Consider the following 13,229-nt stretch of genomic DNA (forward strand, 5'->3'; position numbering starts at 1 on the left):
AGGACGGTCCTGAAAATTACTTGCTGCTCTTTGCTTTAGCTGCTGACTTATTCTTCCACCATGACCATGTTACAGGTGCAACGAAGAGTGATGAGAATGTACCTGAGATAAGACCCATCATAAGCGGTACTGAGAAGCTGAGGAGCGAATCATAGCCTGTTACGATAACAACTATTGTAACGATGAGCATTGTGCCGATAGTTGTAATAGATGTTCTGACAGAACGTGTAAGAGACTGTGTGCAGCTTGCGTTTATGAGCTCGTTAAGAGAAGCCTTTGGCATAAGCTTGCGGTTTTCTCTGATTCTGTCGTAGATAACGATAGTGTTGTTGATAGAATAACCGAGGATAGTAAGGAATACGGCAACGATGTTCGAGTCGATATTGAAGCCGCATACCACTGTAGCGGTGAATGCTACGAGAAGATCAAGGCAGAGTGCGAAGATCGAGCATACACCAGCTGACCAGCCGCCGATATTCTTGAAACGGATAGCGATATAGATGATAACGATGAATGCTGCAAAGAGTACAGCGATCAGGCACTTGAGAAGGAACTCACGTCCTGAAGAAGGGCTTACATCGTTTGAATCGTAGATCTCAAGAGCGTTATCAGCGAACTTGTCTCTGAGAGCTGAAGTGAGCTCAGTCTGTCTGTCAGCTGTAAGACCCTGATCCGAAGTAAAGGAGATAGTGAGCTGTTTTCCGCCTGAATCGAGGCTCTCACCTGTTCTTACTGTAACAGATGAACCAACAACGTCCTTTACAGTTGAAGCGACATCGTTTGAATTGATATCGCCCTGATACGAATAAGTAATGAGCGTACCGCCCTTGAATTCGATAGCGAGGTGAATGCCTCTGATGATCGCACCGCAAATGAATACGAGTACAACTGCGATCACAACGCCGAGGATAAGCTTCTTCTTTGAACAGAAGTTGTAAACTTTAGCGGGAATTGCAACGGTTTCTTTCTGAGTATTTTTCTTGCTCATTTCTCGTCACCTCCATAAAGCTTTCTGTTTTTGAAGCACTTGAACTTGGAGAGTGAAGTTACCATAAGTCTTGAAGCAAATACTCCGAAGATGAAGTTGCAGACAACACCTGCGAGCAGGGTAAATCCGAAGGAGTAAACAACGCCCTCAGCTGTAGCGCCGAATGCGAAGAATATAGTCTTGTTGAGTATCTTTGAGAAGAAGCTGTCAGGAACTCCGAACGCACCCATAAGGATAACAGCGATGATAACGTTTGTGATGTTACCGTCGAGGATAGCGGAGAAAGCTCTCTTGTAAGCTATCTTGATAGCAGCGTCGAGGGACTTGCCTGTTCTGAGCTCTTCCTTGATACGCTCGCCCGTGATGATATTAGCGTCAACGCCCATACCGACAGCAAGTATGATACCTGCGATACCCGGGATAGTAAGTGTAGAGCCGTTCATGAATCCGAACCAGCCTGTGATAGCTGCTATAGAGCCTGCGATCTGACCGCAGAGAGCGATAACAGCAACAAAGCCCGGGAGTCTGTAAAGGAATACCATATAGACAGCTATTCCGATGAAAGCGATAAGAGCTGCAAGGAGAATAGCGTCCAGTGAGCCTTCACCCATTGTAGGGGATATAGTCTTGAAGCTCTTTGTCTCCATTTTGAACGGGAGAGCACCTGAATTGATCTGGTTAGCGAGCTTTGTTGAAGACTCGAGGTCGAAGTTGCCTGTGATCTGAGCCTTACCGTCTGTAATAGCAGTATTTACAGTAGGAGCTGAGATCATGGTGTTGTCCATCCAGATGGAGATAGGTGTCGAAGAACCTGCAAGCTCTGTTGTAGCCTCAGCGAACTTATCCTTGCCTGAATCATTGAGTTCAAGGGATACTACGTATTGAGGATCACCGTTGTCGTCGGGGATATAAGCGCTCTTTGCAGAAGCGATATCGTCGCCCTTGATAACGATCTCACCTGATGGTATGTCATTTCCGTCCTCATCTTTTTCGGTATCGGTGCCCTTGCGGAATGTAAGCTCAGCCATTTCGCCCAGTTCTTTTACAGCAGATTCAGGGTCGAAGTTGGTCTCGCCGACCTTCCAAGGGAAACGAACGATAATTCTGTCGCTTTTTTCATCGCTGTAGACTTCGTTATCGGTGATACCGAGTGAAGAAAGTCTGGTCTTGATGACCTCGGTAGCAGAAGCGAGCTGGTCTTTGTCAGCATCGAAGTCGTCTGCGGGACCGAAAGTAACGTCAACGCCGCCCTTGATATCTATACCAAGTCGGATATCGTCAACGCCCTTGACGTAAGTAGTTCTGGTATCGCCGAACAGTTTATCAATACCCATTACCGACGTAACCGCGAACACTGCGATAAAAGCAACGACGATGAAGAAAGTTTTTTTGCCTGTCTTTTTCACAGTCATGCCTCCTAAAATAAGCCCTTTTCAGCTGTTCTGCGTGTTTGCGGAAACGGCGTAGGACTTTTATTTCCTGTCTCATTGACAATTACAATTATTGTACTATATTTTTATAAAAAAGTCAAGCATCTGACCTGAAAATGTTGCCATTTCAAGAATATGCACAATAACGCGGAGAAAATTTCGGAATTATGAACAAATTAAGTCCATAGCTTTTGCCATTGGCAAAATATATTCGGATAAGTAATATGGAACGACTGTAGGGACGGATACTATCCGCACTACAAAAAAGCACTCCATTGGAGTGCTTTCGTACTTATTTGAAGTGTTTCTGAGACACTTTCAGGCGGTTGATAGCGCGGTTGAGCGCAGCCTGAGTCTCATAGTATTCTTTGATGCTCTGTTTCTGCCTTAGGAGCTCCTCGGCACGTTCTTTGGCTTCCTGAGCGCGTTTGATGTCTATTTCTTCGGGAAGCTCACAGGTATCTGCGAGTATTATGGAAGAATCGGGCATTACCTGTATAAATCCCTCTGAGATCGCGGCATACTTCCATTCGCCGTCCACGAGGTATTTCAGCTCGCCTGTAGGCAGGCAGGTTACGAGCGGTTCATGACCTGCCATTATACCGAGAAGTCCGTCTATAGCAGTTATAACGAGATGCTCGGTCTCTCCGCTGAAGAAAACGCGGTCGGTAGCGATTATTTCAAGGTGAAAGGTCTTAGCCATAGTCAGCCGCCTCCCTTATGCCTCGTCCATCTGACGTGCTTTCATGATAACGTCGTCGATAGTTCCTGCCATGAGGAATGCAGCCTCGGGGTACTTGTCCATATCACCGTCGATGATAGCCTTGAAGCCCTCGATAGTGTCTTTGAGGGGAACGTACTTACCCTTGAGACCCGTAAAGTTCTCGGCAACGTTGAAAGGCTGCGAGAGGAACTTCTGTATCTTTCTTGCGCGGTATACAGCGAGCTTGTCGTCCTCGTCCAGTTCTTCCATACCGAGGATAGCGATGATATCCTGCAGCTCCTTGTACTTCTGGAGAAGCTCCTGAGTACGTCTTGCAACGGTATAGTGCTCCTCGCCGACTATCTCGGGTTCGAGGATACGGGAGTTCGATTCAAGCGGGTCAACGGCAGGATAGATACCCTGTTCAACTATCTTACGGGAAAGAACGGTCGTAGCGTCAAGGTGAGCGAATGTAACGGCAGGTGCAGGGTCAGTGAGGTCGTCCGCAGGGACATAAACTGCCTGTACCGAAGTGATAGAGCCGTTTTTCGTAGAGGTGATACGCTCCTGCAGCTCGCCGACTTCTGTAGCGAGGGTAGGCTGATAGCCAACGGCAGAAGGCATACGGCCGAGAAGAGCCGATACCTCCGAGCCTGCCTGTACGTAACGGAAGATATTGTCGATAAAGAGAAGAACGTCCTTGTGCTCGCGGTCACGGAAGTATTCCGCCATAGTAAGACCTGTCTGAGCAACACGCATACGTGATCCGGGGGGCTCGTTCATCTGACCGAAAACAAGAGCGGTCTTGGAGATAACTCCCGATTCCTGCATTTCGTTCCAGAGGTCGTTGCCCTCACGGGAACGCTCGCCGACACCTGTGAATATGGAGTATCCGCCGTGCTCGGTAGCGATATTTCTGATAAGCTCCTGAATGAGGACGGTCTTGCCAACGCCGGCGCCTCCGAAAAGACCTATCTTACCACCCTTAGCGTAAGGAGCGATAAGGTCGATGACCTTGATGCCTGTTTCGAGGACCTCGACAACAGGGCTCTGATCCTGAAAGGTAGGAGCTTTGCGGTGTATTTCCCATTTTTCTTCTGTTTCGACATCGCCCTTCTTGTCGATAGGCTCGCCGAGAACGTTGAACATACGTCCGAGGGTCTGTTCGCCAACAGGTACTTTGATACAAGAGCCTGTGGAAGTGACTTCCATATTCTTGCTCAGTCCCTCGCTGGACGCGAGCATGATGCAGCGGACTATGTGGTTGCCCATATGCTGAGCAACTTCCATAACGCGCTTTTTGCCGTCAACTTCGACAGTGAGAGCGTCCCTTATCATAGGGAGCTTTCCGGCGCCGAATTCGACATCTATAACAGGTCCTATGACCTGAGTGATTCTGCCTTTTTCCATTTTTTTCTCCTTTTTAAGAGAACTTGTAGGGACGCCCAATGGGCGTCCGTGCCTTTCGGATAAATAAAAAGAAACGTATTGTAGGGGGCGATGTGAGCATCGCCCCGTGGGTATTGTGTAAATTTGACGGGCTGATGTGGGCATCAGCCCCTACATATATTGTTTTATGTTTGTTGTATGCGGACGCGCAATGCGCGTCCCTACAGTCATTCAACGAGAGACTGCGCGCCGCCGCATACCTCAGTTATCTCCTGAGTGATAGCCGCCTGTCTTGCGCGGTTGTAGAGCAGTGAAAGGTTTTTTATCATGTCCTTTGCACTGGTAGTAGCAGCGTCCATAGCGGTCATGCGAGCCTGTTGTTCACAGCAGAAGGCTTCGACCATAGCGCCGTAGATGATGCCCTTTGCGTACTGAGGGATAAGGTAGTTCATTACCTCCTCAGGGGAAGGCATAAAGGAAGCTTTCGGGAGCTTCTTCATAGTACCGTCGGCAGCTTTTCCGAAGTGTTTTCGCTCAAAGGGGAGCAGACGAAGCGTTCTTGGCTCCTGAACATTTGAGCTTATCATGTCGGTATAGATGAGGTATACCTCGTCGAGCTCGCGCTTTTCAAACTTGTCGAGCACCAGCTCAGCCACCTCACTTGCTCTGTAGAGCGTAGGGTTCTGGGTGGTGTAGAGGAATTCGCCGTCCACAACAGCTTTTTTACCGTTTTTATTACGGCGCTGGAAGTACATTCTTCCCACCTGCCCCATAACGAACAGGTAGCAGTTGTCGATATCGGCAGCCTCGTCCAGTTTCTGTTCGGTATATTTCAGCATATTATGGTTGTAGCTTCCGCACAGACCCTTATCCGCCGTTATGACGATATAGCCTTTTTTACGCTTATCCTCGGGGATATCCTTACGTCTGTCGAAGTAGAACTGACGGGTGTGCGGAGTATGCTCCAGAACGCTTTCGATAGTGGACTGGAGCTTATAGAAGTAAGGTTCTGTACACTCAAGGGATTTCCTTGCTTTTTTGAGCTTGGAAGACGACATGAGGTACATAGCATTGGTGATTTTGAGTATCTGCTGGATACTTCCGATCCTTTCGCGGATCTCTCTCATGTTAGGCATAGTGATCCACCGCCTTATTCTTCAAAAGCTGTGAGAATTCTTTCGATACGCTCGGCGAGATCGTCCGTGAGGACTTTTTTCTCCTCGATCTCGGCGATGATATCCTGTCCGTAGCTTCTGATGTATGTCATGAGGTCTGTGCGGTATTCGCGCAGCTCCTTCAGCGGTATGCCCTTGAAGAATCCGTGCTGAGCCGCATACAGGAGTATTACCTGTTCATAGTGCGGGAGCGGATTGTAGAGCGGCTGTTTGAGCAGCTCTGTGAGCATATGGCCGTGGTCGAGAAGCTCTGTTGTGGACTGGTCAAGCTCTGACGAGAACTGAGTGAATATCTCCATTTCCTTGAACTGAGCAAGGTCGATACGGAGATTTCCCGAAGCCTTCTTCATAGCCTTTGTCTGAGCAGCGCCGCCGACACGGGATACGGAAAGTCCGTAGTTTACCGCAGGACGGAGACCTGAGTTGAAAAGCTCGCTTTCGAGGAATATCTGACCGTCGGTAATGGATATTACGTTGGTCGGGATATAAGCGGAGATATCGCCTGCAAGGGTCTCGATGATAGGGAGAGCCGTCAGCGAACCGCCGCCGTGTTCGTCGTCAAGACGGCTTGAGCGTTCGAGAAGTCTCGAATGGAGATAGAATACGTCACCGGGGTATGCTTCACGTCCCGGCGGACGGTGGAGCAGGAGTGACATTGCTCTGTAGGCAACAGCGTGTTTTGAAAGATCATCGTATACTATGAGCACGTCCTTGCCCTTTGACATGAAGTATTCGGCGATAGCTGTACCCGAATACGGTGATATATACTGGAACGGCGCAGGATCGCTTGCAGAAGCGCATACAACTACGGAATAATCCATAGCGCCGTACTTTTTCAGTGTATTTACTATCTGTGCAACAGTTGAGGACTTCTGACCTATTGCAACATAGATACAGATAACGTCCTGACCCTTCTGGTTGATGATAGTATCAACAGCGATAGAGGTCTTACCTGTCTGGCGGTCGCCGATGATGAGCTCACGCTGTCCGCGTCCAATAGGGAACATGGAGTCGATAGCGAGGATACCTGTCTGGAGCGGTACGTTTACGGGCTTACGCTCGATAACGCCCGGAGCTTCGCGCTCGATAGGGAAGTAGTCGTCAGCCTTTATCTGTCCCAGACCGTCGATAGGCGAACCGAGAGCGTCAACAACTCGTCCGAGGAGCTCGTCGCTTACGCCGATACCAGCTCTCTTGCCTGTTCTGATAACGGAAGATCCCTCTGTAAGACCGTGATCGTCGCCGAGAAGAACAACGCCGACGGTTTTTTCTTCGAGGTTCTGAACGATACCTCTGATACCTGTCTCGAATTCCACGAGTTCGCCGTACATTACGGAATTCATGCCGTAAACTCTTGCGATACCGTCACCAAGACGGGTAACGAAGCCTGTTTCGGTAGCACCCGATTTTACTTCAAAGTCGCGCACCTCTGTTTTGAGGACAGAGATGATATCGCTGTTTTTGCCTGTTTTAGCAGCACTTCCGCTGTCAACGTACTCAGCAGCCTTAGTCTGAAGGGTATCCTTCATAAGGCGGAGGCTGGTGCGGAAGCTCTTATCGTATTCGAGGTCGCCTGCATTGAGTATGAAGCCGCCTATGATGTCGGGGTCGTGCTTATACTCGATATCAACGTCTTCTTTTACGAATTTCTCCATGATGAATTTGCGGAGGTCAGCCTGCTGCGACTCTGTAAGAGGCGTAACATAGCGGACTACAGCCTTGATGCTGCCCTGTCTGTCGAGGAGGAGCTCCTCATATTCATCGAGGATATCGCCGATATGCTCAACAGCACCGCTGCGGATGGTATTGAGCATGAATTTATGCATGGATTCGGGGAAAAGCTTGCTGATTATGCCGCGCTTTTCGTCGTATGTAACGAGCGGATTTGCGAGAGTATCCGCAACATCGGAACAAGTTTCGAGTACCTTTCTTGTTTCGGAGCAGTCTGTCTGGGATACATCAAGACGGACAAGCTCCTTCAGCAGTTCTCTGTCTGTATCTCTCATTTCTTGCCCTCCTCATCAGAAAGGAACTGGTCAACAAGGCGGCGGTTCTTCTCGTCGTCGAGGTTTTCACCGACGATCCTTGAAGCAGCCTCGATAGCGAGGTCGGCGATCTCGGACTGAGCCTGACGGAGAACGCGCTTTCTCTCGTTTTCTATTGTCTTGTCAGCGTCGGAAACGATCTTTTCAGCTTCCTCCTGAGACTTCTTGATAATAGCCGAGCGCTCGGATTCAGCGTCCTCATGAGCCTTCATGATGATAGCGTTAGCCTTCTCCTTTGCAACGCTGATAGAATCCTCATACTGCTGGCGAAGCTCTTCTGCTTCTGCCTTTGCCTTTTCGGCTGAATCAAGGTTATCCTGAATAGTCTGTGTGCGCTCTGCCTTCATTTTATTAATAGGTTTGAAAAGGAAGATCCTCAGCAGCACAAACAGTATCAGAACGTTTGCAACTGCCTCGAAAATACTCCAGAATTCAAATTTAAGCATTATGTGCCCTCCTTAGGTCAAGTTGCTCTCAGGCTTTACCGATTATCATAATGGCAATAACGAAGCCGTAGATAGCGGTAGCTTCTGCGAGAGCACAGCCCAGCAGGAGCGCTGTTCTGATATCGCCCTTAGCCTCCGGCTGACGAGCGATAGATTCTGTAGCTTTGGCTGTAGCGATTCCGATACCCACACCTGCACCTGCACCTGTAAGAACGGCGATAGCAGCACCTATTGCGATGAGTCCCATTTTTTATATACCTCCATATATAGTCTTATGCTTTACCGATTATCATGATAGCGATAACGAATCCGTAGATAGCAGTAGCTTCTGCGAGGGCACAACCCAGCAGGAGCGCTGTTCTGATATCGCCCTTAGCTTCGGGCTGACGAGCGATGGATTCTGTAGCTTTAGCTGTAGCGATTCCTATACCTACACCTGCGCCTGCACCTGTAAGAACAGCGATAGCAGCGCCTATTGCGATGAGTCCCATAAATTTATACCTCCGTGAAGTTGATATTATTCTTCTTCAATGGCTTCAGCCATGTAAAGAGAAGTAAGGAATACGAATACGTATGCCTGAAGAAGTCCGTCGAAAATATCGAAGTAAGCACTTGCGATGACGGGCACGCCTATTGCGCAGATCCCCTTCTTGACAAGCTCCATAACGACGTATGCACCCAGTACGTTACCGAAAAGACGCATACAGAGTGACAGCGGTCTTGTTACGAGGTCGAGCAGGTTTATCGGATTGAGCAGACTTTTCAGCCATTTTACGAAACCTTTTTCGATCACAAAGGCGAGCTGAACAAATATGATCGCAATGCCTGCCAGAGCAGCCGTAACGTTAACGTCCTTTGTAGGCGGTACAAAGCCGAACAGACCTATCAGGTTCGCAAAGGCTATGTAAATTATCAGCGTTTCAAGGAAGGGCAGATACTTTTTGCCCTTATGTCCGAGAATTCCCGTAAAGAAATTGTCCAGCCAGTCTATCACGCCCTCAAGTATGCACTGAGAACCTGTGGGAACCTTTTTCAGCTTATGTGTCAGGATTATGGACAACAGAACTACTGCCGCCATTATTATCCATGTTACAACACATGAATCGGCAACAGGTATCCCGCCGAATATAGGTATCGTAAACGCGGTCTTGGATTCCAGATCCTCCATGATATTGTCCATGATAACACCTTCTTTCAGTTGGCATATCGCCAAATAATAAAACGGAGACTGCAATTACACAAATCTCCGTTGATTGAGTCTTGATGAGGTACAGATATACGTCCCTGCGGACTTTTTCAAGAAGCGGGAATACTCTGTCCCACACTATTATATAATATAACAAAAAACATATATTGTCAAGAGTTTGACGAAAAAACACATAATCATTTTAGGAATGATAACATATATAAATCGTCATTTTCCGTCGCCTTCTGCAAGCTTGACAGCGCGGTCAAGACGTTCGATAGCGCCCGAGTTGAGCTTTTCCGAAAGCCTTATCCTGTCCAGTTCTTTTTTGAATGCGCCCAGCTCATTGGCGATCTTGCGCATGATATCCTCGTTCTGGAGCTGTTTTTCTTCGAGGGCGCACACTCTTTTTATGAGGTCGTTGACGTTTGCTGCGAGTATCTCGTTGGCGTAGTTCTGTTTTTCGCCGAACTCCGTGAGCTTTTCGCCTGCCTTGAACGTTCCGACTTTCTGATGTCCCGTAAAGGTCTTCATTTTCTCATTTGTAAGCTTTAGATCGGACAATTTGTTCACTCCTTTTTTTGAACTTAGAACAGAGGTCATTTGCCTGCTGACGCATCTCAGGACATGAGTTTATTACGCCAGCAGTCGAGGGTATCCCTGACGGTCTGCTCCATACTTATCTCTGCGGACCAGCCTGTGTCAGCGAGGATATGCGAAACATCGGGCTCTATTATAGGTATATCCGAAGCTCTCATACGAGCGGGATCCTGCTTTACGTTGATGTCACATTCTGCGAAGGACAGCGCCGTATCGAGTATGAACTGTATGGATACAGCCTTTCCTCTTCCCACGTTGTATACAGAACCGCTTTTGCCCTTTTCGCCGAGGAGCCTGTAGGCTCTCACAACGTCGCGTACATCGGTAAAATCGCGCATTGCCGAGAGATTACCTACGCTCATGACGGGTTCGCGGAGACCCTTTTCAATCTCTGCGATCTGATGGCAGAAATCCGAGATCACGAAAAGATCGCTCTGTTCCGGACCCGAGTGGTTGAAAGCTCGTACCATTACGATATCCATTTTATAGGCATGGGAATATATCTCTCCGAGCATACCCTGACACGCCTTTGTAGCTGCGTAGATGTTGCCCGGGTTGAGCGGCTCCGATTCGGAAAGCGGACAAGCTCCCTCGCGGATATAGCCGTATTCCTCGCCAGAGCCTATGAGTATCACGCGGATATCCTTTTTCTGCGCTTCTCTGACAGCTTCCAGCACGTTTATAGTGCCGATGACGTTTATCTCGGCGGTGAGCTGAGGTCTTTTCCATGATACGGATACCGAGCTCTGAGCGGCGAGATGATACACGATATCGGGGGATACCTCGTCAAGAAGTGCCGATATATCGTCTTTTTGCAGTATGTCCAGTGTATGCACGGGACAGTCCTCATTTATTTTCTCATTTGACAGACAAGTTGCGTGAACTTCCCATTCAGCGGCTTTAAGCTCTCTTATGAGATAGCCTCCCACGAAGCCTGCCGCACCGATTATCAATGCTTTCAATAGTCTGCCCTCCGTTTACAGTTATTTTAGTATATCGTACAGTCTGCCGAGTATCTTTTTCTCGTTGAAGTCGCTTATAACGCGCTCTGCGGCAGCTTTTCCGTATTTTTCACGAAGCTCCTTGTGCTTTGCAAGGTGGTTTATCGCCTGAGCGAGAGCCTTTGGCGATGACGGCGGAACGGTGAGACCCGTCTTGCCGTGAAGGCTTACATATGGAACTCCCGAGCTGAGAGATGTATTTATCACGGGCTTGCCGTAGACCATAGCTTCTATCTGGACGATGCCGAACGCTTCACTGGGGGCTACCGACGGGAGTACGAATATATCGCAGTCGGCATAAGCCTGACGCAGCTCCACATCGGGGAGAAATCCCAGAAAATGCACCTTTTTGTCCATTCTATGTTCTGCACAGTAGTGCTTCAGCTTATCGCCGAGCTCGCCTGTGCCTGCGATAAAGAGCTCGCAGCCCTCGACTCTGGTGAAAGCTTTCAGGAGCACGTCCACGCCCTTGTAGTAGACAAGTCTTCCCGTAAAGAACACCTTTACGCTGTTCTTGTCGGCAGCTCTTTCTGTGAGGACGGGCTTTCGGGGCACAGAGAGGTATTCCTCGGGGACTATGCCGTAGGGGAGCACTCTGCACTTCTCCGCAAATTCGGGCAGATAGAGGGAGTGCTTTACGTGGCCCTCTGTTGCCGTGAGTATCACATCAGCTCTTTTGAGCAGATAGCGCATGAATGGCTTGTAGAAAAGCATGAGCTTCTTCTGTTTCACGATGTCGCTGTGCCACGAAACGACCACCTTGCCCTTATAGCCCGACAGCAGCAGGGCTGCGTCAGCCAGAGGGAACGGGACGTGGATATGCACAACGTCGGCTTTTTTCGCCATTTTTCTGAAATGCCGTATGAATGACAGTGACAGCGGACATGAGAAGTATGTTCCGAGACTGCCCGAGCGCACCAGTTCAACGCCGTTCATGCGTTCCCTGATAGTACCGCCCCTGCCGTCGCGGCAGACGAGAGCTCTGACGTTTACGCCGCCGAGCTTGCCCAGTTCCTCGGAATACTGTCTTATCAGCGTTTCGATTCCGCCTATATGGGGGTAATAAGCCTTATTGACTTCAAGTATGTTCAGTTTCTTACTCATTTTTCAAGCTCCCTGTAGATATCGAGAAGCATTTCTGCCGAGCGCTCCCATGTAAAGCCCTTGGCTCTTTCAAGACCTTTTCGGCTGAGTTCTTCGCGGAGCTTCGGGCTGCTGTACAGTCTGTAGAGTCCCTGTGCGATGCTTTTTACGGAATAAGCGTCGCAAATAACGGCACAGTCGCCTGTGACCTCGGGGAGAGAAGCTTCACTTGAAGCCAGCACGGGGACACCGCAAGCCATAGCTTCCAGCGGCGGCATACCAAATCCCTCGTATATCGACGGGAAAACGAATGCCAGAGCGCCGCACATGAGCGGGTTCATGTCCTCGGAGGGAACGTACTTCGTGAATATCACGTTTTTAGTCATGCCCAGCTTCTCAACACGGCTGTAGATGCCGTTGTCGAGCCAGCCCTTGCCGCCTGCAAGGACCAGCTTAGGAGCTTTGCCGCCGACCTTTTTTGCGAATGCTGCATAGGCAGTGATAAGGCGTTCGAGGTTCTTTCGCGGCTCGATAGTACCGAGATAGAGGAAGTAATCGCCTTCGATGTCCAGCGACTTCTTTACTTCGGGTATACGCTCGGGCTCGGTGCATGGGTGGAAACGCTCAAGGTCAACGCCGCAGGGAACTACCTTTATTTTGTGTTCATGCTGGGGGAAGTACTTGATTATCTCAGACTTTGAGAATTCAGAGTCCGTAACTATGATATCCGCACGTTTCATGGAGCGTTTCAGCCCTGTTTCGAGCATGAAGCGTGTTCTTCCGCGGACAGTCTCCGGGAAAGCCTTGTAAACCATATCATGAACGGTCACGACTTTTTTTCCGTGAACGAACGGCGGAACGATGTAATTGAAAAAGTGTGTTATATTGCTTTTCCTGCCGAAGAAAAAGGAGTACGGTATAGGGAGAAACGTACTTGCAGCGCGGTAAAGATAGCCCGAGAAGTCGGAGGTATTGAGCTTTATGCGCTTCCCTGCGAACTTTTTCACGCGCTTTATGCGCTCTTTGTTGCCGCTTGTGAAGAAGCTGTACTCATATTCATGTTCGGGGTGGAGCTGAGCAAGGGTCTGGGTCTGTCCGACCTCGCACCAGCCGATACCCGTGATCTTATCGCTGCAAATAGGTACAGCGTCGAAAGTGATCTTCATAATTGCTCCTAACAATG

Annotated in this window: 14 protein-coding genes; all 14 read right to left on the minus strand. The window is 49.0% G+C overall.

The window, feature by feature from the left end; all coding sequences use genetic code 11:
- Positions 1-16: 16 nt before the first annotated feature.
- Positions 17-988 carry a protein translocase subunit SecF gene (secF, locus tag K6G33_RS06875; RefSeq protein ID WP_296777668.1) on the minus strand — a complete coding sequence of 324 codons (972 nt, stop codon included), beginning with the start codon at positions 986-988 and terminating at the stop codon, positions 17-19.
- Complete coding sequence (secD, locus tag K6G33_RS06880) at positions 985-2,394, minus strand: protein translocase subunit SecD (protein ID WP_296777671.1); 1,410 nt, start codon at positions 2,392-2,394, stop codon at positions 985-987. The genes secF and secD overlap by 4 nt, the downstream gene beginning before the upstream one ends.
- Before the next feature lie 316 nt (positions 2,395-2,710).
- Positions 2,711-3,121 (minus strand): ATP synthase F1 subunit epsilon, encoded by a 411-nt coding sequence (atpC, locus tag K6G33_RS06885; RefSeq protein ID WP_296777674.1) that lies wholly within the window; start codon positions 3,119-3,121, stop codon positions 2,711-2,713.
- 15 nt (positions 3,122-3,136) lie between these two features.
- Complete coding sequence (gene atpD, locus K6G33_RS06890) at positions 3,137-4,531, minus strand: F0F1 ATP synthase subunit beta (protein WP_173450575.1); 1,395 nt, start codon at positions 4,529-4,531, stop codon at positions 3,137-3,139.
- A 206-nt stretch (positions 4,532-4,737) separates the two neighbouring features.
- Positions 4,738-5,646, minus strand: a complete 909-nt coding sequence (gene atpG / locus K6G33_RS06895; protein WP_296777677.1) for an ATP synthase F1 subunit gamma — start codon at positions 5,644-5,646, stop codon at positions 4,738-4,740.
- 14 nt (positions 5,647-5,660) lie between these two features.
- Positions 5,661-7,691: a F0F1 ATP synthase subunit alpha gene (atpA, locus tag K6G33_RS06900; protein ID WP_296777680.1), complete on the minus strand. Its 2,031-nt coding sequence runs from the start codon at positions 7,689-7,691 to the stop codon at positions 5,661-5,663.
- Complete coding sequence (gene atpF, locus K6G33_RS06905) at positions 7,688-8,176, minus strand: F0F1 ATP synthase subunit B (protein ID WP_296777681.1); 489 nt, start codon at positions 8,174-8,176, stop codon at positions 7,688-7,690. Before atpF ends, atpA begins: the two co-directional genes overlap by 4 nt.
- 28 nt (positions 8,177-8,204) lie before the next feature.
- Positions 8,205-8,423 carry an ATP synthase F0 subunit C gene (atpE, locus tag K6G33_RS06910; protein ID WP_024861074.1) on the minus strand — a complete coding sequence of 73 codons (219 nt, stop codon included), beginning with the start codon at positions 8,421-8,423 and terminating at the stop codon, positions 8,205-8,207.
- A gap of 25 nt (positions 8,424-8,448) precedes the next feature.
- Positions 8,449-8,667 (minus strand): ATP synthase F0 subunit C, encoded by a 219-nt coding sequence (gene atpE, locus K6G33_RS06915; protein WP_024861074.1) that lies wholly within the window; start codon positions 8,665-8,667, stop codon positions 8,449-8,451.
- Between the two features lie 26 nt (positions 8,668-8,693).
- Positions 8,694-9,356 carry a F0F1 ATP synthase subunit A gene (locus K6G33_RS06920; RefSeq protein WP_296777685.1) on the minus strand — a complete coding sequence of 221 codons (663 nt, stop codon included), beginning with the start codon at positions 9,354-9,356 and terminating at the stop codon, positions 8,694-8,696.
- A gap of 234 nt (positions 9,357-9,590) precedes the next feature.
- Positions 9,591-9,926, minus strand: coding sequence for a hypothetical protein (locus tag K6G33_RS06925; RefSeq protein ID WP_173449112.1), 336 nt, complete (start codon positions 9,924-9,926; stop codon positions 9,591-9,593).
- A 56-nt stretch (positions 9,927-9,982) separates the two neighbouring features.
- Entirely contained in the window at positions 9,983-10,924 is a 942-nt protein-coding gene (locus K6G33_RS06930; protein WP_296777688.1) for a GDP-mannose 4,6-dehydratase, read from the minus strand.
- Positions 10,925-10,945: 21 nt separating this feature from the next.
- Positions 10,946-12,067, minus strand: coding sequence for a glycosyltransferase (locus tag K6G33_RS06935; RefSeq protein WP_296777691.1), 1,122 nt, complete (start codon positions 12,065-12,067; stop codon positions 10,946-10,948).
- Positions 12,064-13,212, minus strand: a complete 1,149-nt coding sequence (locus K6G33_RS06940; protein ID WP_296777694.1) for a glycosyltransferase family 1 protein — start codon at positions 13,210-13,212, stop codon at positions 12,064-12,066. The genes K6G33_RS06935 and K6G33_RS06940 overlap by 4 nt, the downstream gene beginning before the upstream one ends.
- Positions 13,213-13,229 lie beyond the last annotated feature (17 nt).

The sequence above is a fragment of the Ruminococcus sp. genome (genome assembly GCF_024691275.1).
Classification (GTDB): Bacteria; Bacillota; Clostridia; order Oscillospirales; family Ruminococcaceae; genus Ruminococcus.